General features: G+C 70.5%; 32 protein-coding genes. 18 read left to right on the top strand and 14 right to left on the bottom strand.

Going from position 1 to position 24833, the window contains the following annotated elements; all coding sequences use genetic code 11:
• Positions 1 to 115: 115 nt before the first annotated feature.
• Both JOD51_RS13795 and JOD51_RS13800 read right to left on the bottom strand, forming a co-directional pair.
• On the bottom strand, positions 116 to 1279 hold the full coding sequence (locus JOD51_RS13795) for a lactonase family protein (RefSeq protein ID WP_204609450.1): 1164 nt from the start codon (positions 1277 to 1279) through the stop codon (positions 116 to 118).
• A complete protein-coding gene (locus JOD51_RS13800) occupies positions 1276 to 1593 on the bottom strand; it encodes a chorismate mutase (protein WP_239539883.1) in 318 nt (105 codons plus the stop codon). The genes JOD51_RS13795 and JOD51_RS13800 overlap by 4 nt, the downstream gene beginning before the upstream one ends.
• A gap of 78 nt (positions 1594 to 1671) precedes the next feature.
• Here JOD51_RS13800 and JOD51_RS13805 point away from each other — a divergent pair, with 78 nt between their 5' ends.
• Positions 1672 to 2076 (top strand): DUF1304 domain-containing protein, encoded by a 405-nt coding sequence (locus tag JOD51_RS13805; RefSeq protein WP_204609452.1) that lies wholly within the window; start codon positions 1672 to 1674, stop codon positions 2074 to 2076.
• 288 nt (positions 2077 to 2364) lie between these two features.
• Here JOD51_RS13805 and JOD51_RS13810 read toward each other — a convergent pair whose 3' ends face one another.
• The gene (locus tag JOD51_RS13810) at positions 2365 to 3378 is read right to left on the bottom strand and encodes an iron-siderophore ABC transporter substrate-binding protein (RefSeq protein WP_259557465.1); all 1014 of its coding nucleotides are present in this window, start codon (positions 3376 to 3378) and stop codon (positions 2365 to 2367) included.
• A gap of 69 nt (positions 3379 to 3447) precedes the next feature.
• Between JOD51_RS13810 and JOD51_RS13815 the strand changes: the two genes are divergently transcribed.
• Positions 3448 to 4320, top strand: a complete 873-nt coding sequence (locus JOD51_RS13815) for a shikimate dehydrogenase family protein (protein WP_204609454.1) — start codon at positions 3448 to 3450, stop codon at positions 4318 to 4320.
• A gap of 130 nt (positions 4321 to 4450) precedes the next feature.
• On the opposite strand, the gene JOD51_RS13820 is transcribed toward JOD51_RS13815, so the two are convergent.
• From JOD51_RS13820 to JOD51_RS13835, 4 genes are all read right to left on the bottom strand, one after another.
• Complete coding sequence (locus JOD51_RS13820; RefSeq protein WP_204609456.1) at positions 4451 to 4657, bottom strand: hypothetical protein; 207 nt, start codon at positions 4655 to 4657, stop codon at positions 4451 to 4453.
• Between the two features lie 10 nt (positions 4658 to 4667).
• Positions 4668 to 5258, bottom strand: a complete 591-nt coding sequence (locus tag JOD51_RS13825; RefSeq protein ID WP_204609458.1) for a hypothetical protein — start codon at positions 5256 to 5258, stop codon at positions 4668 to 4670.
• Between the two features lie 84 nt (positions 5259 to 5342).
• Positions 5343 to 5723 carry a YchJ family protein gene (locus JOD51_RS13830; RefSeq protein ID WP_204609460.1) on the bottom strand — a complete coding sequence of 127 codons (381 nt, stop codon included), beginning with the start codon at positions 5721 to 5723 and terminating at the stop codon, positions 5343 to 5345.
• 44 nt (positions 5724 to 5767) lie between these two features.
• The gene (locus JOD51_RS13835; protein ID WP_111074879.1) at positions 5768 to 6193 is read right to left on the bottom strand and encodes an organic hydroperoxide resistance protein; all 426 of its coding nucleotides are present in this window, start codon (positions 6191 to 6193) and stop codon (positions 5768 to 5770) included.
• Positions 6194 to 6323: 130 nt separating this feature from the next.
• On the opposite strand from JOD51_RS13835, the gene JOD51_RS13840 reads away from it, so the two are divergent.
• From JOD51_RS13840 to JOD51_RS13855, 4 genes are all read left to right on the top strand, one after another.
• The gene (locus JOD51_RS13840; RefSeq protein WP_204609461.1) at positions 6324 to 6995 is read left to right on the top strand and encodes a hypothetical protein; all 672 of its coding nucleotides are present in this window, start codon (positions 6324 to 6326) and stop codon (positions 6993 to 6995) included.
• Between the two features lie 46 nt (positions 6996 to 7041).
• Complete coding sequence (locus JOD51_RS13845) at positions 7042 to 7701, top strand: maleylpyruvate isomerase N-terminal domain-containing protein (protein ID WP_204609463.1); 660 nt, start codon at positions 7042 to 7044, stop codon at positions 7699 to 7701.
• A 71-nt stretch (positions 7702 to 7772) separates the two neighbouring features.
• Positions 7773 to 8429, top strand: a complete 657-nt coding sequence (locus JOD51_RS13850; protein ID WP_204609465.1) for a hypothetical protein — start codon at positions 7773 to 7775, stop codon at positions 8427 to 8429.
• A 396-nt stretch (positions 8430 to 8825) separates the two neighbouring features.
• Complete coding sequence (locus JOD51_RS13855; RefSeq protein ID WP_204609467.1) at positions 8826 to 9557, top strand: SOS response-associated peptidase; 732 nt, start codon at positions 8826 to 8828, stop codon at positions 9555 to 9557.
• A gap of 33 nt (positions 9558 to 9590) precedes the next feature.
• Here JOD51_RS13855 and JOD51_RS13860 read toward each other — a convergent pair whose 3' ends face one another.
• Positions 9591 to 10148, bottom strand: a complete 558-nt coding sequence (locus tag JOD51_RS13860) for a TetR/AcrR family transcriptional regulator (RefSeq protein ID WP_259557464.1) — start codon at positions 10146 to 10148, stop codon at positions 9591 to 9593.
• Positions 10149 to 10197: 49 nt separating this feature from the next.
• Between JOD51_RS13860 and JOD51_RS13865 the strand changes: the two genes are divergently transcribed.
• The 7 genes from JOD51_RS13865 (at position 10198) to JOD51_RS13895 (ending at position 16437) form a co-directional block, all read left to right on the top strand.
• A complete protein-coding gene (locus JOD51_RS13865; protein WP_204609471.1) occupies positions 10198 to 10953 on the top strand; it encodes an SDR family oxidoreductase in 756 nt (251 codons plus the stop codon).
• 164 nt (positions 10954 to 11117) lie between these two features.
• Complete coding sequence (locus tag JOD51_RS13870; RefSeq protein ID WP_204609473.1) at positions 11118 to 11789, top strand: ABC transporter ATP-binding protein; 672 nt, start codon at positions 11118 to 11120, stop codon at positions 11787 to 11789.
• A complete protein-coding gene (locus tag JOD51_RS13875; RefSeq protein ID WP_204609475.1) occupies positions 11786 to 14305 on the top strand; it encodes an ABC transporter permease in 2520 nt (839 codons plus the stop codon). The genes JOD51_RS13870 and JOD51_RS13875 overlap by 4 nt, the downstream gene beginning before the upstream one ends.
• Positions 14306 to 14400: 95 nt before the next feature.
• On the top strand, positions 14401 to 15105 hold the full coding sequence (locus JOD51_RS13880; RefSeq protein WP_204609476.1) for an HAD family hydrolase: 705 nt from the start codon (positions 14401 to 14403) through the stop codon (positions 15103 to 15105).
• A gap of 30 nt (positions 15106 to 15135) precedes the next feature.
• Positions 15136 to 15312 (top strand): hypothetical protein, encoded by a 177-nt coding sequence (locus JOD51_RS13885; RefSeq protein WP_204609478.1) that lies wholly within the window; start codon positions 15136 to 15138, stop codon positions 15310 to 15312.
• A gap of 29 nt (positions 15313 to 15341) precedes the next feature.
• The gene (locus JOD51_RS13890; RefSeq protein ID WP_204609480.1) at positions 15342 to 15833 is read left to right on the top strand and encodes a GNAT family N-acetyltransferase; all 492 of its coding nucleotides are present in this window, start codon (positions 15342 to 15344) and stop codon (positions 15831 to 15833) included.
• On the top strand, positions 15799 to 16437 hold the full coding sequence (locus tag JOD51_RS13895; protein ID WP_239539885.1) for an NADPH-dependent FMN reductase: 639 nt from the start codon (positions 15799 to 15801) through the stop codon (positions 16435 to 16437). Before JOD51_RS13890 ends, JOD51_RS13895 begins: the two co-directional genes overlap by 35 nt.
• Positions 16438 to 16476: 39 nt before the next feature.
• Here JOD51_RS13895 and JOD51_RS17190 read toward each other — a convergent pair whose 3' ends face one another.
• Positions 16477 to 16974: a GNAT family N-acetyltransferase gene (locus JOD51_RS17190; RefSeq protein ID WP_204609484.1), complete on the bottom strand. Its 498-nt coding sequence runs from the start codon at positions 16972 to 16974 to the stop codon at positions 16477 to 16479.
• Positions 16975 to 16996: 22 nt separating this feature from the next.
• Here JOD51_RS17190 and JOD51_RS13905 point away from each other — a divergent pair, with 22 nt between their 5' ends.
• Positions 16997 to 17554: a histidine phosphatase family protein gene (locus JOD51_RS13905; protein WP_204609486.1), complete on the top strand. Its 558-nt coding sequence runs from the start codon at positions 16997 to 16999 to the stop codon at positions 17552 to 17554.
• Positions 17555 to 17582: 28 nt separating this feature from the next.
• On the opposite strand, the gene JOD51_RS13910 is transcribed toward JOD51_RS13905, so the two are convergent.
• Positions 17583 to 17807 (bottom strand): hypothetical protein, encoded by a 225-nt coding sequence (locus JOD51_RS13910; protein ID WP_204609488.1) that lies wholly within the window; start codon positions 17805 to 17807, stop codon positions 17583 to 17585.
• A 96-nt stretch (positions 17808 to 17903) separates the two neighbouring features.
• Here JOD51_RS13910 and JOD51_RS13915 point away from each other — a divergent pair, with 96 nt between their 5' ends.
• Positions 17904 to 18431, top strand: a complete 528-nt coding sequence (locus tag JOD51_RS13915; RefSeq protein ID WP_204609490.1) for a hypothetical protein — start codon at positions 17904 to 17906, stop codon at positions 18429 to 18431.
• A 152-nt stretch (positions 18432 to 18583) separates the two neighbouring features.
• Here JOD51_RS13915 and JOD51_RS13920 read toward each other — a convergent pair whose 3' ends face one another.
• Positions 18584 to 18907, bottom strand: a complete 324-nt coding sequence (locus JOD51_RS13920; protein ID WP_110904938.1) for a hypothetical protein — start codon at positions 18905 to 18907, stop codon at positions 18584 to 18586.
• A gap of 283 nt (positions 18908 to 19190) precedes the next feature.
• Here JOD51_RS13920 and JOD51_RS17605 point away from each other — a divergent pair, with 283 nt between their 5' ends.
• Complete coding sequence (locus JOD51_RS17605; protein WP_204609492.1) at positions 19191 to 19733, top strand: VanZ family protein; 543 nt, start codon at positions 19191 to 19193, stop codon at positions 19731 to 19733.
• Positions 19734 to 19746: 13 nt separating this feature from the next.
• Here JOD51_RS17605 and JOD51_RS13930 read toward each other — a convergent pair whose 3' ends face one another.
• A complete protein-coding gene (locus tag JOD51_RS13930) occupies positions 19747 to 20079 on the bottom strand; it encodes a hypothetical protein (RefSeq protein WP_204609494.1) in 333 nt (110 codons plus the stop codon).
• 121 nt (positions 20080 to 20200) lie between these two features.
• Between JOD51_RS13930 and JOD51_RS13935 the strand changes: the two genes are divergently transcribed.
• Together JOD51_RS13935 and JOD51_RS13940 are read left to right on the top strand one after the other, a co-directional pair.
• Positions 20201 to 21361: a TRAFAC clade GTPase domain-containing protein gene (locus JOD51_RS13935; protein WP_204609496.1), complete on the top strand. Its 1161-nt coding sequence runs from the start codon at positions 20201 to 20203 to the stop codon at positions 21359 to 21361.
• Positions 21358 to 21711 (top strand): hypothetical protein, encoded by a 354-nt coding sequence (locus JOD51_RS13940; protein WP_204609498.1) that lies wholly within the window; start codon positions 21358 to 21360, stop codon positions 21709 to 21711. The genes JOD51_RS13935 and JOD51_RS13940 overlap by 4 nt, the downstream gene beginning before the upstream one ends.
• A 268-nt stretch (positions 21712 to 21979) precedes the next feature.
• Here JOD51_RS13940 and JOD51_RS13945 read toward each other — a convergent pair whose 3' ends face one another.
• Positions 21980 to 22546, bottom strand: a complete 567-nt coding sequence (locus JOD51_RS13945; protein ID WP_204609500.1) for a hypothetical protein — start codon at positions 22544 to 22546, stop codon at positions 21980 to 21982.
• A 446-nt stretch (positions 22547 to 22992) separates the two neighbouring features.
• Positions 22993 to 24813: a DUF4012 domain-containing protein gene (locus JOD51_RS13950; RefSeq protein WP_204609502.1), complete on the bottom strand. Its 1821-nt coding sequence runs from the start codon at positions 24811 to 24813 to the stop codon at positions 22993 to 22995.
• Positions 24814 to 24833 lie beyond the last annotated feature (20 nt).

The following is a 24833-nucleotide window of genomic DNA, read 5'->3' on the forward strand; positions in this document are numbered from 1 at the left end:
GCCCGCCGCAGCCCGGCTGGCCCGGACACCCGCCCACCCGGGCGGGCGCCCGCCCACCCGGCCGCGCCGTCCGTCCGCCCGTCCGTCCGTCCGTCCGTCCGTCCGTCCGTCCGCGCTACTCCAGCGGGATGACGCACGCCGGGCTGCCGACGGCGATCTGCCCGACGGCCTCGCCCGGTACCCCGTCGTCCCCGACCGGCAGCACCGCCACCGCGTCCGACCGCTGGTTCGCGACGAGCAGGTAGCCGGGCACCCGGGCGAAGTGGCGCGGCCAGAGCCCACCGGCCGACGCTGCCCCGACCACGCGGAGCCCGTCGTCAGCCGTGTCGAGGACCACGATCTGGTCGCGGCCGCGCACCGCGACGGTGACCAGGCCGCGCTCGTCGACCTCGAGGTGGCTGAGGAGCGACGGCACACCGGGGCCGTCGAGGACCGAGGTGGCGCAGACCTCGCGGAACGACCCGGACTCGTCGCGGCGCAGCCGGTACACCCGCCCGTCGAGCTCCCCCGCGACGATCAGGTCGACACCGGCACCGGCAGCTCCGCCCCCGTCGACACCGCCACCGGCACCGGCGTCGCCGTCGGCGTCGGCAGCGCCGTGTCCCCGGCGGACCCAGTCCATGTGGCGCGGTCCGGCCCCCGGGGTGACGTGGTGGACGCGCACCGGCTCGATCGACACCGACCCGGCATCGGCGCGGATCCGGAACTCGTGCAGTGCGTCCCCACCGAGGTCGGCGACCAGCACGGTGCCGTCCGGGGTGGCGATCGACTGGTGGGCGTGCGGGCCTTCCTGCCGGCTCTCGTCGGGGCCGATGGCGTCGGGCAGGACCTCGGTCGCGAGGGCGGCGTCCGGCAGGACCGCGGACACCCCCGCTCCCTGTCCGCCGACCCCGTGCACGGCCGCGCCGCCGTCAGCCGTGGACACGGCGTACGCCTCGGCTGCCGCGAGCGAGATCGCGGTCACCGTCCCGGACACGTAGTTCGTGACGACGAGCGCACCCGAGCCGTCGACCCGCACGTGGCAGGGCGCGTCCCCACCGGCGGGAGCGTCCCACAGGTGCTCGAGCGCCGACCCGGACCGGCGGAACGCGTGGACCCCGCCGTCGAGGGTCTCGGACACGGCGTACACCCGGTCACCGTCGACCGCCAGGAACGCCGGGTCGTCGAGCACCGCGATCGTCGAGACCAGGCCACCGGAGACGATGGAGATGCCGGTCGCGTTCCCGCCCCCGGTCGCCGTGTACGACCCGATGAGCAGGTTCAGCGGCGGCAGGCTCACATCTCACCGACGGCGATGCGCTCGTGGTGGTGGATGACCTCCGCCACGATGAAGTTGAGGAACTTCTCGGCGAAGGCGGGGTCGAGGTGCGACTCGGCCGCCAGGGCGCGCAGACGGGCGACCTGGATCTGCTCGCGCGAGGGGTCGGCCGCCGGCATGCCCGCCGCGGCCTTGAGGTACCCGACCCGCTGTGTGTACTTGAACCGCTCGGCGAGCATGTGGATCACGGCAGCGTCGATGTTGTCGATGCTCTGCCGGATGCCCTGCAGCTCGGCCACGGCGTCGTCGTCGGTCATCCCTGGGGCCTCGTTCATGGTCAGAGCCTACTGATCGAGGTCGTTCCGGACGAGATGTGACGGCAGGATCCTCCCGTTGCTGGGAGGATGGTCATCATGACGGTTCTGCTGGCGATCTCCGGTGTCTTTGCGGTCCTGGCGGGCCTGGTGCACGCGTACATCTTCTTCCTCGAGTCGGTGGCGTGGACGAGCCCCCGGGTTCGACGCATATTCAACATCTCGAGCGAGGCCGAAGCGCAGGCGACCCGCTCCCTCGCCTTCAACCAGGGCTTCTACAACCTGTTCCTGGCGATCGGCGCGATCCTCGGTGTCGTGCTGGTGCTCGCCGGCAACGGTGCGACCGGCTGGACGCTCGTCGTCTTCTCGTGCGCGAGCATGCTCGGCGCCGCCGTCGTCCTCGTCGGCACCGGCCGCAAGTACCTGCGCTCCGCCTCGATGCAGGGCGCCTTCCCGCTGCTCGCGCTCCTGTTCGCGTTCGTGGGCTCGACCTTCGGATCCTGACCCGCGCCTCCCGTCCGGCACGCGACGCGCCCGGCCAGGAGGCCCGCCCCACCCCCGCAACGAAGCCCGCGCCGGCGCCCGCCCCGACACCCCGCTGCCGCGCCCACGGCGCCCGGCCGGCGCCGCTGCCGGCGCCGCTGCCGCGTCCACGCACAACAGAAACCGGCCCGCACCACGAGATCTCGTGGTGCGGGCCGGTTTCTGTTGTGCGGGTCCGGCTGGCGCCCCGGCGCCGGCCGGCCAGCCGGCCGCCGGGCTGGCGCGCCACCGCCGCCGCCGGCCCCGGCGTCAGCCGAGCTTCTTCGCGAACTCGTCCGGCAGCCGCTTCAGCGCCCACTCGATGGCCGCGGTCGTCCCGAGCGAGAACGCGTTCGAGACGTCGGCGTCGTCCACCACGATGGAGTGCCCGGCCTCGACCGACGGCACCTTCTGGAACAGCGGGTCCGCGGTGGCCTTCGACGCGTCGACGTAGATCGGCAGGACGACGGTCAGGTCGGCGTCGAGCAGGTCGAGGTTCTCGTTCGACAGCGAGACCGAGAACTCCTTGCCGGCGGCCTTGTCGATCGCGGACGGGATCGTGAAGCCGAGGTTCTGCATGAACGTGGCGCGGCTGTCGCGGGAGGCGTAGACCCCGAAGCCCTCCGACGTGTAGGCGCCGATCGCGGCGGTCTTGCCCTTGAATTCGGGGTGCGCCGTGCGTGCGGCGGCGTACGAGTCGTCGAGGTCGCTGAGCAGCTTCTTGCCCTCGGCCTCCTTACCGAGCGCCTTCGAGATCATGTCGACCTGCTGCGTGGTGGAGGCGAGGTAGTTCTCGCCGCCCTTCGGGATCGCGACGGTCGGGGCGATGGCCGACAGCTTGTCGTAGCGGTCCTTGTCGCCCGAGGACTTCACGTCGAGGATCAGGTCCGGCTTGAGCTTGAGGATGTCCTCGTAGCTGGGCTCGAGCGTCTTGATGATCTTCGGGGACTTCTTGTACGCCCCCTTGAGCCACGGTCCGACGCCGTCGCCACCGAAGGCGAGCCAGTCACTGGCGCCGACGGGCTGCACGCCGAGCTCGAGTGCCGTCTCGGCGTCTCCCCAGCCGAGGGCGACGACGCGCTTCGGGGCGGAGTCGATCGTCGTGGTGCCGAGCCCGGTCGTGATCGACACGGGGAAGGCGCCGTCGGACGAGCCGGCGGCGGACGACGAGGACGAGGGGCTCGACGAGGAGCAGCCGGCCAGCACGAGCGAGGCCGCGACGACGGCGCCGGCCGCGGCGAGCACACGCCCGAAACGGCGCTTGGAGAGGGAGGAACGGATCACGAAGGGTAGCCTAACCTAAGGGTTCCCCCGCCGGGTGGGCGCCGAGTCCTGCCTGGATAGGCTGCGGCCGTGGCCCTCACCTTCCCCGACGCCGACCGCACCGAACTCGCCGTTCTCGGCTCCCCGATCGCGCATTCACTCTCCCCCCGGCTGCACGCAGCGGCCTACGACGTGCTCGGTCTGCCGTTCTCGTACGGGAGGCACGAGCTCGCCTCCGGTGGGCTCGCCGCGTTCGTCGCGGGGCTCGGCCCGGAATGGCGTGGCCTCAGCCTCACGATGCCGCTGAAGCGCGAGGTGCTCCCCCTGCTCGACCGGACGACCCCACTCGTGGACGAGCTCGGAGTCGCGAACACCGTCGCGTTCCGCCGCGAGGGCTCGTCGGTCGTCCTGGCGGGTGCGAACACCGACGTCGAGGGGATCGTCCGTCCGGTCGCCGCACTCGGTCACGTGCCGGGCGAGGCCGTCATCCTGGGCGGCGGGGCGACCGCGGCGAGCGCCCTCACCGCGTCACTGCGACTCGGCGCCTCGCTGGTCCGGGTGTTCCTGCGTGACACCGGCAAGGCGGGCGACCTGGTGCTGCTGGCCGCTCGGCTGGGCGTGACGCTCGAGGTGCACGACCTGCAGGACCTCGGTTCGGCGGACCCGATGGGCTTCGTGGTGTCGACGCTGCCGGGCGGTGCTGCGGACGAGCTGCCCCTCGTGCCGTCGGGTCCGGACGCGGTGTTGCTCGACGTGGCGTACGCGCCGTGGCCGACCCGGGCCTCCGCGGCGTGGACGGCTGCGGGTGGGCGGGTGTTGAACGGCCTGGACATGCTCGTCGAGCAGGCGATCGGGCAGATCCGCTTCTTCCTGACCGGGGACGACGACGAGCTGCTGCCCGCCGAGGCCGAGGTCCGCCGGGCCATGCGCACGGCCGTGGGCCTGCCGGAGTCGATCGGCTGACGCGGGACCCGCGGCACCCCGCGGCGAGACGGCCCCGTCTCCGTCCGGCGCCGCCGTTCGCCCGAGACGCCGCCGACTTCCGCGGCGTCTCGAGCAGACCGCGGCGTCCCGGCGGACGGACGGCAGCGGGTCAGATGATCGGCAGGAGGAGCAGAGCGATCAGGAGGCACGACAGCCCTGCGATCGCGAGCACCACGATCACGGTCGTCACGGGACCACTGCGATGCTGCGACACCTCGCCGTTCCGACGTCGCGATCGCCGACGTTGCGCCTGTGCGCCAGAGGTGGCCACGACCGCCAGTAAGACACCGAGAGCAAGGATGACAGAGCTGTCCATCAGCCGCGCCTCAGATGCAGACGCGCTTGCTGGACCACTTGATCCGGTTCGCTCGGTCGAGCAACACGGTGCCGACGAAGACGTCCCCGATGCCGATCGCATTGAGGACCGCCCCCGCGGGCAGCCCGACGATCGTCAGATCGAGGAACCCACCGACCGCCGCCAGGAGTGACCCGTAGCCGATGACGACCCATGCGAAAGCGATGACGGCAGACTTGGTCACGGTGACGCAGGCGCGCTTCGGCGCGAGGACCACAGCTGCTGTCGATGCGGAATCGGCCTGCAGGGCCCGCACTGTCTGCTCGTACGTGCGCTCAACCTCGGCGAACAGGACGGGATCAGATGCGGAGAGCTGCTGTCGTGCCCGCTCGAGTTGCGCTGCGGCCTGCGTCGGTACTGCGTACACGGAACCGTCAGCGAGAACGACGTCGGGCAGCAATGCGGCCGCAGGAGAACTTACCCCCTCGATCGTCGACGCTGACGCCGGGCTGGCTCCGACTGCTGAGATGAAGAGGGCGATGCTGCTCACGAGGACGAGCAAGGACTTCCGCAATGCCATGGTGGGCCTTCCGTTCAGGATCGCGACGTCGTCGTCGCCCATCGATCCTGCCATACCTGAAATTCTACGCACCAGTATTTCTCAGCAGGCCGCCGCGTGGTGTGCACCCCGCCCCGAGGCCGACCCTCAGGCCACCAGGCCGTCGACGTAGTACCAGTGCCCGCCCTCGCGGACGAAGTCGCTCGTCTCCTCGAGCGTCCCGCGCTCGGTGTCGGAACGCCACCACGCGCGGAACGTGACGGTGCCGGCGGAGTCGAACGGGCCTCCCGACCGGGTGCCGAGGATGTCGAGCCGCGTCCAGCGCTGGTCAGGGTCCAGGTCCAGCGACGCGGGACGCGTGCGCGGGTGCCAGCTGCGGAGCAGGTATTCCGGCAGGCCGAGCGCGAAGGCGGAGAACCGCGACCGCATCAGCCGCTCGGCGGTGGGTGCGGGTGCGCCGGCGTGGAGGGGGCCGCAGCACTCGTCGTAGGGGTTGCCGCTCAGGCAGGGGCAGCGGTCGGTGCTCACCGCTCCAGCCTAGGGAGCGGTGAGCGGCGAGCGGCGCGAGGGCCTCAGTCGACGAGCGAGAGCGTCACCGTGATGTTGCCGCGCGTGGCGTTCGAGTACGGGCAGATCGTGTGCGCGAGCTCGACCAGTCGCTGCCGTTCGGGTCCGGCGACGCTCGGTGCGTACACGTCGAGCTCGACCGCCAGGCCGAAGCCGCCGGAGCCGTTGCCGCCGATGCTGACCTCGGCGGAGACCTCGGCGCCTGTGGTGTCCAGTGTCAGCTCACGGCCGGCGGCGTGCAGCGCGCCGAGGAAGCAGGCCGCGTACCCGGCGGCGAAGAGCTGCTCGGGGTTGGTGCCCTCGCCGCTGCCACCCATCTCCTTCGGCGGTCGGGTGTCGAGGTCGATCCGGTCGTCCTCGGTGCGGACGTGTCCGTCGCGGCCGCCTCCGGTGGCGTGGGCGGCTGCGGTGTAGACGATGTCGAGACTCATGCCGCCAGGTCATCGAGCGTCGCTGGACGATCGCTGGGGAGGCCCGGGGTCGCGCGGACGACGCACCGCACCGCCACACATGGCCGGGCGTGTCCGAGCGATCCTCAGCGGGAGTCGGTAGACAGGGGTCGTGTTCCGACTGGGGTGGCAGGTGTTCCGTGCGCGGTTCGGCGAGGACGTCTCGCCGAAGCGCTTCCGACGAGCCATCACCGGGGGCATCACCGTCGGTGTCGTCGCTGCCCTGGCTCTCGGCCTCACCGCAGCCACCACCGGCTGGACAGACGCCGGACCCGTGCGGGCGACGATCGTGGTGGTGCTCGCCTCGCTGGCGGCCGGCCTGGTCACCGTCGGGTGCTTCCCGCTCGCGCAGACCCGGGAGCCGCGCGCCACGATCGACGGCGAACCGGTCCGGCCGGAGACGATGCGTCTGGCCCGCGACTCCGTGCAGCGCTACCTGGTCCGGCAGCCGCCTGAGATGCGACCCGAGGACCGCGCCGACGTCCTGCACGACACGGCACTGGTGCGGCGGACACTCGTGGTCGACGTCGCACGGGCCGCGGCGGTGTTGATCGGCTGCTCGCTCGCCGGCGTCGCGCTGCTCACCACCGGCGACCGGCACACGGTGGGCTTCACGATGACGATCCTGTTCCTCTGGACCCTCCTGCCCGGACTCGTGCAGCTCGGCCGGACCGAGCGTGCGCACCGCACCGCGGCCGCACTCGCTCCGCACGAGGCCCCGACCACACCCCCGGGCCGCAACCGGTTCCCGTCGGGCTCGAAGATCAGCCTGCCCGGCGACTGACCGGAGGACGGGTGACTCCGGCCGCCCCGCAGGACAGGATGAGCGCATGGACCCCCGCCAGCTCTTCGCCACGACCGCGGCCTGGTTCGTCGAGGTCGTCGGCGCACTGCCGACACCGGAGGACGACCCGGCACTCTGGGCCGCCCCGGCGCTCGGCGTCTGGAACGTCCGCGCCCTCGTCGGCCACACCAACCGCGCACTGCTGACGGTCGCCGCCTACCTCTCGGCGAAGGACGGGCCCGCCCACTCCCCCGAGGTCGGGGACGACGTCGGGGACGCCGTCGGGTACCTCCGCGCCATCGCGGGCTCCGTCGCCGACCCCGACGACGTCGCCGCACGGGGCGTCGCCGCCGGCGCTGCGCTCGGCTCCGCCCCGGCGGCCGCGGTGGCCCTCGCCCGCGACCGTGCGCTCGCCGCCGTCGACACCACCGGACGGGAGGCCCGCATCACCGTCGTGGGCGGCCTCCGTCTCCCCGTGGACGAGTACCTCCACACCCGGGTGCTGGAACTCGTCGTGCACGGGGACGACCTGGTGCGTGCGGTCGCCGGGGCCAGCCACGTCGTGACGGTCGAGGTGCCGGTGGAGGCGGTGCGGGCCTCCAGTCTGTTGCTCACCGAGGTGGCGGTCCGGCGTGGGGACGGGCCGCTGCTGCTGCGGGCGCTGTCGGGCCGTGGGGCGTTGCCGGCGGGCTACAGCGTGCTCTGATCGCGTAGGTACCACAACTGTTCGCCTCGGCGTACAGTTCTGGTACTCATCGTCACGCGATCGGAGGAGCCATGGCCGAGATGACCGCCGCCGAGTACGCGGCTGCCCAGGGGATCTCGGTGCGCCGGGTGCAGGCGGCAGCAGCCTCCGGAGCGCTCCCCGCCCGCCGGCTCGCCGGCCGATGGCTCATCGATGTCGGGGCACCACGCCGGCGCCGGGCCGGACGACCACTGTCCGCACGCTCGTCCCGGGCGCTCTGCAGCCGTCTCTCCGGCGACCCCGACTGGGCCGACGGACTGTCGAACACCGAGCGAGCGCGGGTCCGCGCTCGCCTGGACTCGCTACCCGAGTCGCGGGTCCCGTGGCAGGTCATCGCCGACTGGACGCGAGCAGAGCATGCTGCGCCGGTCGGGTACCGGGTGGCGGACGGCGACCTCGACGATCTCGCGCAGGACCACCGGCTGGTCGCCACCGGTGTCAGTGATCCGCGCGTCGGCGTCAGCGACGCGGGGATCGTGGTCGCGCACGTCGCCCGCGCCGATCTGCGGGCGGTCGAGCAGGAGTTCCTCCTGGTGCGGGTGCCCGATCGTCCAAACGTCCTGCTGTACGTCGACGACGAGCGCCCGAACCGACCCGTTCCGCTCGGGACGCTGATCTTCGACCTCGCGCACAGTGCCGGACCTCGCGAGCGCTCGGTCGTGGGCGACCTGGTCAGGACTGCGCTGTGACCGTCGTCGCACCGCCCCTGCGCCCGGTGCAGGCAGCGGCTTGGCATGCGCTCTTCGATCTCCACGACCGACTCCCGACCGGCTGGGCGCTGGTCGGAGGCCAGATGGTGCAGTCCTTGTGCTGGGAGCGTGGCGCGCTCCCCAACCGTCCGACCCACGATGCCGACACTGCCCTCGACGTCCGAGCCCGGCCGCGCATGCTCCTCGAGTTCACGACCGCACTGCGTGAGCTCGGCTTCGTCGCCGACGGCGAGAGCTTGGAGGGCCACCAGCATCGCTGGGTGCGAGGAGGAGCACAGATCGACGTCCTCATCCCCTGGTTCCTCGGCGAGCGCGACTGGCGTTCCGCGCCAGCTGACCAGCGCACACGTCGGCGGCTCCGTGCACACTGGGCTCATGTGTGGCCGCTTCGTCGTCTCCGACACCACCGCTGACCTGCTGCCCGAACTCGTCGGGGAGCTCGCGGCGCGCACCGAGCACGTCGACGAGGACACCGGCGAGGTCCACGCCGGCCTCGCGCCGAGCTGGAACGTCGCGCCGACCGACCCCGTGTACGCGGTCCGGCAGCGGCACAGGCAGCGTGAACTGCCGCAGATCAGCTGGGGCTTCGTACCGAGCTGGGCGAAGGACTTCCAGAAGCAGCGCCCGAAGCCGATCAACGCCCGCATCGAGACCGTCGCCACGAGCGGCATGTTCAAGCGTGCGTTCGCGACGAACCGGTGCATCGTGCCAGCGCAGGGCTACTACGAATGGGTCGTGCGCGAGGACGGCAAGGAGCCGCACTTCGTCCACGAGCCCGGCGGAGCGCTGGCGATGGCCGGTGTCGTCAGCGCCTGGCCCGACCCCACGAAGCCCGAGGACGATCCGGACAAGTGGCGACTGTCGCTCGCGATCATCACGCGGGACGCCCATGTCGCTCCGGGTGAGGTGCACGACCGGATGCCGGCGTTCCTGACCCCCGACGGCTACGACGCCTGGCTCGGCGACGGTGCCGGCACCAACGACCTGCTCGCCCTCCTCGACCGGGAGTCCCTCGAGGTCGCGGCGGGCCTCGAGCAGTACGAGGTCGCGCGGACCGTGAACAGCGTGCGGAACGACGGGCCGCACCTCATCGAGCCGCTGTTCTGATCACCCGATCCTCCCCGGGGATCCACCCCTCCGTCACCGCGACGCGAGGCCTCCGAGGTAGGCGGTGAGGACGCGACGTGAGTCGATCGGGCCGACGCGAGCGATGCGGTAGAGCAGGAGTGCGTCGACCAGGCCGACGAAGTCGACCGCGGCCGCAGGGGCGTCGGGTGAGCCCAGCGCCCGGAGGATCTGCTCTGCGGTGGCGATGAGTGCGGCGCGGACCGGGTCCGCCGCGGTCAGGGGCGTCCGCAGCGCATCGTCGGCCCGCAGTTCGGCGAGCAACGCCAGTCGCGCTGCCTGGGCATCGTGCTCTCGCCCCAGCGTCTCGAGGAACGCCTCCGCGATGCCGGTCGCGGCATCGACGTCGAGGACGGGAGGGACGGCCACGGTCTCGAGCGCGGTCGCGAGCCGTTCGGAGATCCGAGCGACCACGAGGGCCGTGAGTTCGTTCCGACTCCGCGCGTAGTAGGAGGTCGATCCCGCTGGGACCCCGGCCTCTGCGTCGACCGCCCGGTGCGTCAGTGCGCGCACACCCTCGCGTGCGACCAGCCGCAGACCAGCGTCTGCCAGGGACTTCCGCCGCTCGGACACCAGTCGATCGTAGTATCCTCTACATCTGTAGAGACACGAGGGGGACGGCATGCAGGTTGCAGTGGTGGGTGGGGGCGCTTCCGGACGCGCGATCGAGCAGGCACTGCGGGCACGGGGGTGCGACGTGACGCAGCACTCGCGAGCGACCGGTTTCGACATGCTCCGTGAAGACGCCACGATGCGACTGGCGGGAGCTGACGTCATCGTCGAGGCGACCGGCATGTTCACCACGAGCCGGCGGCGCGCGACGGACTTCTTCGGCCGCTCGACACGAGCGATCGCCGCAGCCGCGGCGGACCTCCAGGCGCACCACGTGCTCCTGTCGATCGTCAACTGCATGCTGCCCACTGTGCAGGGCTACGGGTACTTCGCCGGCAAGACCATCCAGGAGCAGATCGCGAGGGACGTGAGCCCGCGACTCACGATCGTGCGCTCGACGCAGTGGTTCGAGTTCGCGCGACAGAACCTCGAGCGGATGCGGACCGGGCCGTTCGCACTCGTGCCCGGCATGACCATCGCGCCGGTCGCACTCGACAGCGTCGCGACGGTCGTCGCCGACGTCGCCACGGGCCTCCGGACCGAGACGGAGGTCGACGTCGCGGGCCCGGAGACGACGACGCTGTGGGAGATGACGCGGTCCTTGCCCGACCGCGGTGTGGTCGCGGTCCCGTTGCCGATCCCGGGCGCGATGGGGCGGGCCTTCCGGAACGGGGCGCTGGTTCCCGGAGCAGACGCCGAGGTCATCGGTCCGCGGTTCGCCGAGTGGCTGGGGAACCAGGAACGGGCGGACACTCGCGCCGGGTGACCTCGCCATCACGGACTGACGCCGTTCTCTCGACTCCAGGTCACAATCGGCTTTCGCTCTCCACAGGATCCCCACGCCCCGGCTGATCCTGGCCAAGCTCGAACCGAGTGTTGTTCACCTTGCAGGACCGGAGGCAAGGTCGTCTCCCACCGGAAAGGCACCCCATGGTCGTGCAACTCCGCGCCGCCTCGAAGACGTTCTCGACGAACGGAGACGTCGTCACTGCGCTCGACGCGGTCGACCTCGATCTGGCTCCAGGCCAGGTCGCGTGTCTGTACGGCGCGAGCGGCTCGGGGAAGACCACGATGCTGAGTGTCCTGGCCGGCATCGAGACAGTCGACTCGGGGCAAGTGATGGTCACCGGCGAAGACCTGACCCGACGGAACGAAGCCGAGCGTGCCGATCTCCGGTTGCGGCGGATCGGTGTCGTCTTCCAGACGAACAACCTCCTGCCCGAGTTCACCGCCGAGGAGAACGTCGTCCTCCCACTGCTCGTGAAGGGGATGGAGCGTGCGGCCGCGGGCGCCGCCGCACGCCGAGCGCTGGCAGCGGTCGGTGTCGAACACCTCGTTGACCGACTCCCGGCGCAGATGTCCGGCGGACAGCGCCAGCGGATCGGGATCGCGAGAGCGCTCGCCGGAGAGCAGGAACTCCTGCTGGCGGACGAGCCAACGGGAGCCCTGGACCTCGAGAACTCACGCGCATTGTTCGCCCTCCTCCGAGAACGTGCGCGTTCCGATGGGACGACGATCCTCCTGGCGACGCACGATCCGATCGCCCAGGAGTACTCGGACGTCGCGTTCCACATGGTGGACGGGAAGGTCACGGCGCTGTGACTGCCTTGCCGCTGCCCGCAGCCCGGTTGCTGGTCAGACGATGGCTGCGCGGTGCCGCTCTGCGTCGAGCAGCGCTGCTGCTCGGTGTCGCGTTCATGGCGCTGACGACGGTCGTCATCTGCGTGAACTCGTTCACCCAGACGCCGTCGCACACAGCCCGGCAGCAGTTCGGCGTCTACGACGACTCGACGTACAACGCGATCGACGTCGGCGACCTCGGGACCGGCGACGTACCGGCGTTGCGACGCTCGGTATCGGCAGTAGCGGCCGACTCCGATGTCCTCGTCGAGTCGCGGACACTCCGTCCCGACGCGTACCCGAAGTTCTACTTCCAAGCACCGACCGACGTGGTGCGGTACCTCGAAGACGCATCACTGCGGACGACCTTCCCTGGTCGGTACGAACTGCTGCGTGGCGCCTGGCCGACGAAGTCCAACGACGTCGTCGTGTCCGAGCACCTCCTCGACGGATTGCCGACCAGCGATCGATCGAGTTTCACAGTGTTGTCCGGGCAGACCCGGTTCCACGTCACCGGAGTCATCCGCGACGACGATGACCGTCACGGGGACAGCATGGTCGCTGGCCCCGGTACCTGGGCCGGACTGACACCCCGACCGGCAGCCCGGCAGTACCAACCCGCGGAGGGCCAGATCACCGTCTTCTGGCGTGGATCGGCAGACGCGGTCCAGATCGGCAGTGCAGCTGACCGAGTCCTCCCGCCGTTGCCGGCTGAACAGGGCGATCGCTCCGATGCGTGGAAGGCGAACCACGCGACGCGTGCCTCTCTGGAGGCCGCTCGCCCCGTGGCGTTCGGCAGCGACCAGGTCGTCGTGTCCTACGCCCCGCTGCTCCTCATCGCGTTGCTCGTCGCGGCCCTGGCGATCGCGACGATGCGCCGACCGACCCTCGTGATGACCGACCGGCTCGTGCAGCTCGGCCTCCGCCGCCGCACAGTGACACTGCTGCAGGCCGGGGTCCTCACCGTGAGTGCCGCGGTCGCCGTCGCATCCGGTGTCGTGGTCGGCGTGGCCGTCGCTGCACTCCTCCGCATCACGGTCCTCGCACCGATGGCGACGCAACCGTTCTCCCCGATCGGCGGGATGACCGCAGCATCCTGGGTGGTCGTCACACTGCCGGTCGCAGTCCTCGCGGTGGGCGCGCTGTGGCCAGGACAGGGAGCGGCTGCGTCGTCGTTCCCGGGGCTGACTCCGTTCTTGCACGACATCCACGTCGGGCTCGTCCGCCGTGTGCTGGTCGCGCTGCTCGTCGTCGCGGCGTTCGCGTTCGGAACGACGTCGCGCGGTTGGCTGCTCGGCGCCTACGCGGCCATCGCGGCGGTGGTCCTGCTCACACCCGACGTCATCCGACTCGTGGTGTGGCTCCTTCCGAGAAGTCGTCCTCGTCTGTTCGTCGCACGGGGGATCATGCGTGCCTCGGTCGTGCGACAGGGTGTTGCCGCGGCAGTGGTCGCCGTCTGCATCGCAGTGCCGATCACCGTCGGTGCGCAGCTGGCGAGCAAGCAAGCGAACGACAGCGCGTTCACGTTCAGTACGGTGCCGGCCGGTCAGCTGTGGGTCGAGAAGGCGAGTGACACCGGGGACGTGGACGGCGTGTCCCGTGCTGTCGCCTCCGTCCCCGGGCTCGGGCGGCCAGTGGTGGTCCGCGGCCTCGCGGATCCACCGACCGCGTCCGGAGCAGCGGGCCCGGCTGCACGTTTCTCGCATGCCGCCGACGGCGGGACGGCCACCATGACCCTCGCGAACCCCGACGACCTCCGGAAGCTCGTGGGCGATGGCCTGCCGCAGAACGCCGAGTCCGTGCTCCGATCGGGCGGCGTCGTCGACTTCAGCGGTGCGCGAGGAGCGCAGGGTTTCGTCGTGGTCGCCAACGGTGGTGAACGACAACTGACCACCCCCGCCCTGCGGACGGTCAAGGCGCACGTTGCTCGTGCCTTCAGCAGCCAGTTCTCCGGTGCTGTCCTCACCAGTACCGCTCGTCGACTCGGACTGCCAGTGAGTCCTCCGGTGAAGTACCTCTACCCGTCGGTGAACGACACCGAGATCCGTTCCGCGGTGCGGGCCACCGTCCGTGCTGGGTACGACAGTGAGTTCGTGCACTACCACGTGCCACCGCCGGCTCCGGAGTTGCCGGCTGCTGCGCTGGTGTTCTTCGCGGGGCTCGTCTTCGGCGGCTTCGTGGTCCTGCTCCTCGTCATCACCGACCAGGCGCATCGTCTCCGGAGCTACTCGGAGCAGTTGGTGGCACTCGGCATCCGGCCGTCCTGGACTCGCGGCGTGCTCGTCCTGCAGACGGCGATCGTCGTCGGTGTCGGCCTGCTCGCCGGGCTCGTCGGCAGCGCTCTGGGTCTCCGGGTGATCGCGGGGCACTACGTCGTCACCGCGGTCCCGGGTCTCCCGATCGTTGCATCACTCGTCCTCACCGTCATCGCTGCCGGCCTCGCGACTGCCCTGGCGTCACGGGCCTTGACAGCGGGATCAGTGGTGAACGCGGCGTAGGTCCCACCCGTCAGCGGGCAACTCACTGTCTACGGTGGTGCCATGCGGTCCCTCACCACCCTCGACGCCGTCATGGCGTTCTGTCTGGACCTCGGATGACGACACCACTGGCAGCCTGCTTCGACCTGGACGGCACGCTGTTCGACCACGCCGGCGCAGCTCAGGTCGGGGCAGCGGCGTTCCTCGAGCGTCAGGGAGCGGAGAGCACGGAGGCCGCGCTCGCCTCCTGGTTCGCCGCCGAGGAGGAGCAGTTCGAACGGTGGCGCCTCGGGGAGGTCAGCTTCCCGGAGCAACGTCGGCAGCGCCTCCGGACCGTCCTGCCGCCGCTCGGTTGCGTCGTCGCCGCAGACGACGCGGGGGTGGACGCGATGTTCGCGGACTACCTCCGCTCGTACCGGGCTGCGTGGCGGACGTTCCCCGACGTCGCGGACCTCCTGCGAGACCTCCGCGCGCAGGGGTACCGCGTCGGGCTCCTCACCAACGGATCCGAGGAGCAGCAGCTCGACAAGCTCGCGCAGACCGGGATCGACCAGCTGTTCGACGTCGTCTGCGTCTCGGAGCGGATCGGGTTCCAGAAGCCCCACGCCGGTGCGTTCGCGGCACTCGCGGCCGAGGTGGGGGTCCGCCCCGCCGACTGCGCCTTCTTCGGCGACGATCCCGTCCGCGACGTGGCCGGCGCTCGATCTGCCGGGATGCGAGGCGTCCTGATCGACCGTGCGACGCAGGACGCGGCGACCGTCAGGGACCTCGTGTTCTCGACCATGGCCTCCCGGGGTGACTGCAGCGCAGCCACGTCGTAGCGTGTCAGGAAGTCGAACGAGGGGACGACCATGAAGTGGACTGCTGGGGACATCGTCATCGCGGTGTGTGCGGGGATCTGTCTGGTGCTCGGAGTGGTCGTGGCTCCGGCCGCATCCGGGTCCGTCTGGATCCCGGTGCTGATCGGGCTCGCACTGGTCGTGATGCTCGTGCAGGTCCGGCGGCAGCGGAGCCGTCGCGCTGGATGACATCGCGTCCTCGGTCGACGCTGGAGCTGGTGCAGCCGAGTCCGGAGCTGCGCGACGCCTGGCTGGAGGCCCATCACGAGTGGAGGCCGGGCCTCCATGAGGACGGGTTCGGCATCGGACCGACGGACGACGTCGAAAGCGCGGACGGGTTCCGGGCGTGGCTCGAACGCGGGCGGCACGACCCCACGTCCCTCTGGTGGATCGTCGACGGCGGAACCGTGCTGGGCGGCATCGCCCTGAGGTGCGCGGAGGACGAGCGGGTACCGCGACTGGGCCACGTCGGGTACGGCGTCCGCCCGTCCGCGCGCGGTCGAGGTGTCGGCACGTGGGCGCTCCGTGAGGTGCTGGCCTTCGCGGAAGAGCACGGGTGGGACTCGGTCACCGCCGTCTGTCACGACGACAACGCGGGGTCGATCGCGACGCTGGAACACGTGGGTGGGGTCGTCGTCGCTCGGGAGGACCGTGGGGCCGTCCGACTCCGCCGCTATGCGATCCCGCTGGGGAACCCCACCGCCGGATGACCCGTCGCTTCGGTACCGTGCTCGTGTGTCGTCGCTGAGCCTCCCGGTCTTCTCCTGCAGCCTCGACCCTGCGAGCGTGAGTCGCCGTCTCGCCGAGCACGCGGCCGACGCCATCTCCTCGCAGGGACATCGGAGCACGGTCATCGACCTGGCGGACGTCTCGCTACCGCAGTTCGACAACGACCAGGTCTTCGACAGCGACGCGTTCAGCACCGTGCACCGCGTCATCGACGAAGCGGACGGCGTCGTCCTCGCCTTCCCGATCTACAACTGGGCGCCGTCGTCGACCGTGAAGTCGCTCATCGAGTCCACCGGCGCGACCGGAGCAGGTCGGCGCGCGGCGTGGTTCGACAAGGTCGTCACGTTCGTCTGCGCTGCCGGTCTGCCGCACAGCACCATGGCCACCGGACCACTCGCGCAGTCACTGATGCTCGACTTCAAGTGCATCGTGAACCCCTACACGGCGTACTTCGCCGAGCGGGACTGGGACGGCGACCAGCTGCGGCCCGACCGCGCCGGTCGTCTCGACAAGACGGTGTCGGTCCACGTCGAACTGGCACGACTGCTGCAGGGCAGGACGTACTCGTCGGACTGGGAGGTCTGACGGCGACGGGCACCGGTCGGGAGGCGCGGCGACCGTCCGTCAGGCCAGCTCCCGTCGGTAGTACAGGAACGCCGCACGGCGCTCGACCTCGACCTCGACCTCGACCTCGACGAAGCCGTTCTTCTCGAGGACCCGCCGCGAGGCGAGGTTCGTGACGTCCGTGTCCGCCACGGCCGCCTGTGCTCCGTTGTCCGCCGCGTGCCGGAGTGCCAGTTCGACGGCCTCGGTCGCGAGTCCTGCACCCCGGGCCGACGGCACGAGCCCGTACCCGAACTCCACGGTGCCGGTTCCGTCCGGTGGGCCGAAGAATCCGATGCCGCCGACCGCCAGGCCGTCCGATCGCCGCCGGACCAGGTACATGGTGAAGACCGGGTCGGTACTCGACGCAGCCGCGAGCGAACGCAGGGGGTCGAGCTCGTCCGCGAAGGGGTACTCCGGATCCCAGTCGTCGCCCGGCTGCTCGTCGCGGGCGACGATGCGGCGCGCGAGCTCCGGCGAGATTACTTCGAGCACGGTTCGACCACCGACGAGGACCACACCTCGACAGTACTGTCGTCGGATGCACTGCACGTTCCTCACCCACCCCGAGGTCGTCGTGGACCCCGCTGTGCCGATCGAGGACTGGGGCCTGTCACCACAGGGCGAAGCCCGCGCCGGACGTGCCGCTTCCGTCCTGCCCCGGCCGGAGCGCCTGGTCAGCAGCGCCGAGCGGAAGGCGCTCGACACCACCCGCGTCCTCGCCAGGTCGTGGCAGCTCGACGCCGAGGTCGACGCGCGGCTGGGCGAGATGGACCGCAGCGCGACGGGCTACCTCGACCCGCAGGAGTTCGAGCCGACCGTGGACGCGTTCTTCGCTCGGCCCGTCGAGTCGGTCCGCGGATGGGAACGAGCCGTCGACGCCCAACGCCGGGTCGAAGACGCGGTCCGTCGGCTCGTCGCCGAGACGCCGGAGCGTTCGATCGTGTTCGTCGCACACGGCGGGGTCGGAGCGCTCCTGCTGGCGAGCCTGACCCGGGTCCCGATCACCCGTGAGCTCGACCAGCCGGGCATGGGCAGCGCGTTCCGGTTCGACCCGACGCGTTGGGAGGCGCTGTCCACCTGGCAACGGATCGCCTGACACGACGGATCCGACGGCGACGAACCCGTCAGGGACTCGGCAGCAAGCCGGGCAACAGACCCAACCCGAGGACCATCGGTGCCAACACGACGACGAACGTGCCGACCCCCACCACCACGGCGCCGACCCCCGACACGATCGCGGTGAGCAGCCCGAGCAGCCCCACGAGCCCGGCCGCCCGCCCGACGTCGCCGCCACCCGGAACCACGGTCATCGCGCTCGAGAACAGCGCGCGCATCGAATCGTCAGCCATCCCCGCACAGTAATCCCGCCACCCGGGGGTCATCCCCACCCCGGTCCGGCAGGTGGCCACATTCCCGGGCAGGCACGCCGCCGAGACGATGGACACATGACCTCGACGCAGCACCCCACCACGAACGACACCACCCAGCCCACCACCCGATCCGAGCGTTCCGCCCTGACCTCCGCGGTCGGCGTCCTCGGCATGGGCGTCGTCGTCCTGGCCCTCGCCGGCTGCAGCGTGGTGAAGCCGTACCTGCCCGAGCAGCAGGAGCACTACGACACCTACGCCGACGCCCCGTCGAAGGCCGACTCCGAGGACCTCGCCTGGTTCATGCCGAAATGGGTGCCGGCGGACGCGAAGGACATCGACGTCCGTATCGACACGAGCAAGCCGGGCTACGTGATCGGCTTCACCTCGGCGGACGGCGTCGACACGAGCGCGTGCAAGCCGGTCGACGGCGCGAAGGGCGGCCCGGCGATGACCGCGGGCTTCCTGCCCGATCGCCTGCCGACCTCGTCACTCGTCACCTGCGGCGACGGCCGCCTCACCACCGAGGTGGACGGCCGCTGGTACGGCTGGAAGCCGGTCGAGCCGGTGGCCTCCGACGAGAACGACACCCTCCGCACCGACTGACCGGCGCCCGACTGTCCCGGGAACGTCGGAGCCCCGCCGGTGTTCCGGCGGGGCCCTGGTCGTGCTGTTCCGGAGGTCGTGCTCCGGGTGGTGCTTCGCTGCTGCGCGCGATCCCTCGTGGTCGGGTGACCGTGATCAGTCGTCCGTGGCGGTCAGTCGACCGGGCGGATGACCGACGGGAGCACGATGTGCAGACGCTCGGCGAGACGCGACTGTGCGTCCTCCAGCGAGCGGAAGTCCCCGACGTACTGGCCGAACGTGTCGGACACGAAGTAGTGCCCGTCGCGCTTGTCGACCGTGCCACCGAAGTAGCCGCCGTAGTTGGCGGACCAGAGGCCGGGTTCGACCTCGGCCCACGACAGGGAGGCGCGCGACGGAGTGTGGGCCACCTGGGCCTCGAGCACGGCGATCGTGTCCACCGTGTCGGTGTCCAGCGTCACCTCGACCTGGTGCACGTCGTGGCTGATGATCGTCATGGCCCTGCTCCTTCACGTTCTGGGGTACATCTGCTTGCGGGACAACGGTACGGCGCGCACCGATCCCCCACGAGCCATCCCCGTCGATTCACGGGTTCTCCTGATGCACTCCGGTATCGAAGCCCGGAAAACCGGGACGGAACGTCACGTTTCCGGGGTACAGGGGACAAACCGGGGTACTCGCTTTCTGGACGGGATCCAGCTGGGTGGGGCGCGCCTCCCGTCCGACGGTCCGCCCCGCGGCGGACCCGGTCTAAAGGCACGCACCGGTAGCGTCGCTCCCGTGACCCCCGACCGATCGGAACCCGACGTGCCCGACGTGACGTCGGCCGCGGTCCGACGGGTGGTCGCCTCCGGACACGCGCTCCGCCGCCGCGGCGGCACGAGCGCCCACGCGACCGGCCGCAGTCGCCGGGTCGCCGGTGTACTGGCCGTCGCCTACGGGGTGGCGGTGGTCCTCATCGGCTTCTGGGGCACGCCCGTCGACGCCAGCGCGCAGCCGTGGCTCGATCGCTTGATCGGTGCCGCGCAACGACGTGGCGCGCCGGGCTGGTTCGACTACGTGATGATCGAGTCGCTGGCGAACGTGGCGTTCTTCGTGCCGCTGGGGCTGCTCGTCGTCCTGCTCGCCGGCGCACGCTGGTGGTGGGCCGGCGCGGGCGCGGGCCTGCTCGTCAGCGCGACGATCGAGACCGGCCAGGCGCTGTTCCTGCCGGCGCGGTTCGCCACGATCGACGACGTCGTCGCGAACACGATGGGCGCGGTCCTCGGAGCGGTGCTCGGGGTCGTGCTGCTCGCGGCGGCCGCTAGGCGGCGGCGGGTCTAGCGCTGCTGGTCGGTCACGACTTGGGCTGGTCGTCGACCTCGACGTGCACGCTGTAGGACTCGGTGCCCTTCGTGCTGATGGTGACGACCGAGTCGTAGACGACGTCGTACCCCTTGGTGTTGACGTCGCAGTGCACCTTCGCGCCGTCCTTGAGTGCGATGTCGTCGTCCCCGCAGTCGACCTCCGGTGTGGCGTCGGAGATCTTCTGCAGCGCCTTGACCACCGTCGACTCGAAGCTGTCCGGACTCACCGTGCGGTACACCGAGGCCGAGGCCGTGCACCCCGCCAGTGTCGTCGCGAGCACCGCCGCCCCGAGGGCGACCCCCATCACGTGCTTGACCTGCATCTGCGTCCCCCGTCGTGCGGATCCGGCCCGGGCCCGAGCTTCCCTCGACCTTATCCTTCGTGATCGCTCAGCGGCGGGGTGGCGGGCAGAGCGCGCAGGTGCACGCGCCTACGGTCGGAGCATGGCCTCGACCAGCACCACGATGGAACAGCACATCGCCGTCTTCGGCGGCAGTGGTAGCGGGAAGACCGTGCTGCTCTCGTCGTTCTACGGTGCGGCGCAGGAGCCGAAGGTGCGGCGGGCGAACCGGTACGCCGTGACCGCCGAGGACCGGGCGCAGGGGCGGGCGCTGCACCGCAACTACCTGGGGATGCGGGACAGCTCGACCCTGCCGAGTGCGAACCGCTTCAGTGCCGCCTCGTACCGGTTCGTCATCGAGCCGTCGGCGGACGACCTGCCGAAGGGCCGATCGAAGCAGAGGGCGGCGAAGCCCCTGGGCATCGTGTGGCACGACTACCCCGGTGAGTGGTTCGAGGAGGACCCGAGCTCGGCGGACGAGGAAGCCCGCCGTGTCGAGACCTTCCGGTCCCTCCTCAGCGCAGACGTCGCCCTCGTGCTCGTCGACGGACAGCTGCTCGCCGAGAACGCGGGTGAGGAGGAGCGCTACCTGAAGGCCCTGCTCACCGACTTCCACACCGGGCTCTACGCCCTGCGGGACGACGTGCTCGATGACGGCAAGCGCCTGACCCGGTTCCCCCGGATCTGGACCCTCGCGCTGTCGAAGGCCGACCTGCTGCCCGACCTGGACGTCGAGGAGTTCCGTGAGCTCGTCATCGGCAAGGCCGGCGGGGAGCTCGACGAACTGCGGAGCGTGCTGCAGAGCTTCGTCGAGGACCCCGACGCGCTCGACGTCGGCGAGGACTTCCTGCTGCTGTCCTCGGCGAAGTTCGAGCCGGACGCCATCGACGTCACCACCCGCACCGGTGTCGACCTGCTGCTGCCGATGACGGCGATGCTGCCGTTCGAGCGGTTCGCGAAGTGGGCCTCCACCCGGCAGCGCGGCGCGCAGGTCGCCGAGCAGCTGCTGAAGTTCGTCGGCCCGGTCGTCGGGTTCCTCGGCACGTCGAAGTTCGTGAAGTCGAACCTGGTCGGCGCCGCCGTCAGCATGATCGGCGGCGGGCTCGGCTCGAAGGCCGTCAGCTTCGCGAGCAAGAAGGTCGCGAAGGTGAAGGACCAGGCCGAAGCCGAACGGGAGTTCACCACACGCATCCTCGCCCGCTTCGCCGAGGACCTGGACCGCGGGGTCGACGACCGGGTGCTCCGCCGAGGAGACGACGCATGAGCTTCATCTGGGCCACCCGCGGCCGCACGTGGGGCTTCCGCTTCCTGGCGACCGAGCAGCCCGGTCAGGACCCGCTCGCCCGCTACGAGGAGGCGTTCGCCGGTGTCCGGGACGTGCCGGCGACGATCCGGCGCCGGACCGGGTTCCTCGCCGTGCGGTTCCCCGACCCCGAAGGACGGCAGGACCGCTCTGGCCGGCCGATCCCCCACGAGTTCGTGCTCACCCCGCCGCTCAGCGACTCGGTTCGCTCGGTCGAGGACGCCGTGGCGCAGGTGTGGCCGCTGGTGCGAGAGCGGTACGCCGAGGTGTGGGAACTGCCGAAGGCGCCGGGCTCTGTGTCCGACGTGTGACGATCAGCCGAAAACTCGATGGTATTCAGCATCGCGGGCTCTGATCCAGCGTTGTCCACCACTCGGGGGTCGTACGGTCAGCACGTGAACCCGAATCGCAGACCGTACCGTCGGCCCTCCGCCTTCCCGCTGTGGCTGTGGGTGGTCGCCCCACTCCTCGTCATCGGCGTGGTCGCCGTCCTGCTCGTCGTGACCTGACCCACGCCCCGCGAACGACGAAACCCCCGGAGCCTCTCGGCCCCGGGGGTTTCGTTCAGTGAGCTGAAGCTCAGACGGTCTCGCGCTGGCGACGGACCGAGCCGCGCACGACGAGCAGGCCGCCACCGAGGACGACTGCGCCACCGGCGACCCAGAGGGCCAGGGCGGAGATGGTCGAACCCGTGAAGGCGAGCGAACCGTTGGTGCCGTTGACACCGGTCGCACCGTTGCCGGCGGCGACAGCAGCAGCGTCAGCCGGGGCGACCGTGAAGGACGCGAGGCCGGTGACACCGGAGGTGGCGCCCGTGGCGGTCAGGTTGTAGGTGCCCGAGGCGCCCTGGGGGAAGGTGACCTTGACGACGAGCGCGCCGGTCGGGGAGGCGGTGTACGCCTTCGAGACGGTCGTGGTCGGCAGCGCACCGAGGGTCACGGCGCCAGCACCGGTGACCTGGACGTTGACGGTCTCGTTGTTCTGGAACGCGCCATCGGTGAAGCTGACGTTGGCGACGCCACCAGCGACGTAGTTGCCGGAGACGGCAACGCTGGAGTCGGGTGCGTAACCGGCGGCGTTGGCGGCGGCCGGAGTTGCGAGCAGTGCGGCGCCAGCCAGCACGACCGCGGCGATGATCTTCTTCATGAAGTAGTTCCCCTAGTTATCTGATCTGACAGACCCTGATACCAGAGTCCTGCCTCCGCAGATGTCAATCCCCCACGACCGGTGACGGCGAGTGCGATTGGCGAAGTTCCCTCAATCTAGCGGACTTTCTCAGTCTGTTGCCACCCTTCATGCAACGAATGTGTGAACTGGGGCTGAATCGACTCCCAGGCAACAGCGTTCGTTACCACCGGATCCGACTCGAATCGACTGCGGGTCCGAGAAAACCCCAGGTCAAGAGGACATCCGGACACTCGAACGTCGATCTTGCAACGAGATGTGAAGCCTCGGTACCCACTCAGCGCGCTGGAGACCCCCAGGAGTGGGGGTCTCGTAACACAGCGCTATGCGGCGACTCACCGCGCTCACATGCGGCAGAGAACGAGGTCCGGACCCTACAGTTCGCCAGCGCACGGCCGACGGGCGTCTCAACCGACCGGGACCGGCTTCGCGCAGTCGAACTGCAGCGGCTCGACCTTCGACGACCGGACTCCGGGCGTCGACGTCGCTTGCACACCGGCCGAGGCGTACTTCGCGTCGCCGAGGTACGCCACGCGGAAGGTGGTGCTCTGCCCCGGTGCCAGCAGCGTCTCGAGTTGTGCGACCGGGTGCTCGCCGTCGACCGTCGTCTGGAGCGCCGCACCTTTGCCGTCCTGCGATGCGCCGAGGTAGATCGCGTTCGCCGGCGCGTAGACCGCGACGAGGGTCTTGATCTTGCCGGGCTCGGTCCCGAACGCGCCCCCGCCTGTTACGTAGCGAGGTAGGCTCGTCGCGGCATCGGCCGGAGCGGTGTTCTTGAGTGTGACCTCGACCACGGAGGTCGGTCGGCCGTCCTTCCGGCACACCGAGCTGCCGACCGAGACCTTCTTGTCGAGGTAGTAGTCCATCTTCGCGGCGGTGCCGTCGTTCAGGTAGACGCCGAACTCACGAGTCCGCTTCGACGTCGTGGGCAGTGCGCCCGCGACCGCTGTTCCGGCGATCTGCTTCTGCTCGGCAGCGTCTGCGCTCCAGAGCCGAAGTCGACCGTCAGCGGTCCCGTCGGCCAGCGCAGCGATGAGCTTCTTCGCGTCGAACCCGCCGCTCGACACTTTGTCGAACACTGCGCTCGCGGCCGAGGCGAAGAACGCGTCCTGCACCGTCGGGTCCGGGTACTTCGCGTAGACGTCACTGAGCAGGAGCTTCACGGCGTTGTCCGACGTCAGGGTGTCGCCGGTCGCCAGCTGCACCGGGCCGGTCGCGCGGAGGATGTAGCCCAGGGTCACGGGGTCGATGGCGAGCACGCCGTCGACCTGCTGGCCGAACTTCTGCTTCCACATCTCGCGGGCGAGCGCTCCGGTGACGTCGAACCGCGGGGTCAGGTTGACGTCCTGCATGTAGCGCCCGGTGATGTTGCCGTACAGGCTCGTCGTGTCGGCCGACAGCGGCAGCACGGGCTGGTCGTACGGGCCGAAGGAGGACCCGGCGGCCTGGTCACCAAGACTGATCGCCCCGTCCTTGGCCTGCAGGAGCGCCACTGCTCCCGGGATCCCGCCGCCGGCGCGGAGTTCGGCGTTGTTCTGGAACAGCAGGACGTAGTTCCGGTCCCCGTCGTGTCCGAGCATCGCCGGAGCGAGCTGCACGACCTTGTTCGCCGTGGCGGCCTGCTGGGAGACGGAACCGAGGGCGTTGCGCAGCCGGTTCACCGCGGCGGTGACCGGCGAGAGCGTCGCGGTGGTGTCGATCTTCGCTGCGGCAGCGTCGGCGCGCGTCAGGGTCGTGGTGGCCCGGGCCACGGCTGGCTGCGCATCGACGAGCGGCTGCAGGTCGACCCGCCCGTTCTTCGGGGCGAACCCCTCGGTGTTCAGGTCCCCGATCACGCCGGCGACCGGGCGGACCGCTCCGGTCGCGACGTCATCGACGACCACAGCCACCTGTCGGACCGCGCGCAGGTTCGTCCCGAAGAACGGTGTGTACTGCGCGGCACCCCACACCGGGTCACCCGTCAGGCTCCGCGCCGATCCGGCGTTGTCTTCCAGTTCCTGCGCAGTCCGCTTCGCGGCGTCGGAGTCGCCAGCCACGATCTCCGTCTTGAGCGTGTCGACGAGGCTCACCGAGCGCTCGAGGTGCTGCTTGGCGAGCAGTCCCCTGACACCGACCCAGACGACGGCAGCGAGCAAGAGCAGAACGATGGCGAGGACGATCCACAGCACGACGCGGGCCCCTGACCCCCGGCGTACGGCAGCGCGTCGCGACTCGGGCAGGTCGGACATGATCTGATTCTAGGGTTCCT

Origin of the sequence: Curtobacterium herbarum (assembly GCF_016907335.1) — a bacterium.
In the GTDB taxonomy this organism is placed as follows: domain Bacteria; phylum Actinomycetota; class Actinomycetes; order Actinomycetales; family Microbacteriaceae; genus Curtobacterium; species Curtobacterium herbarum.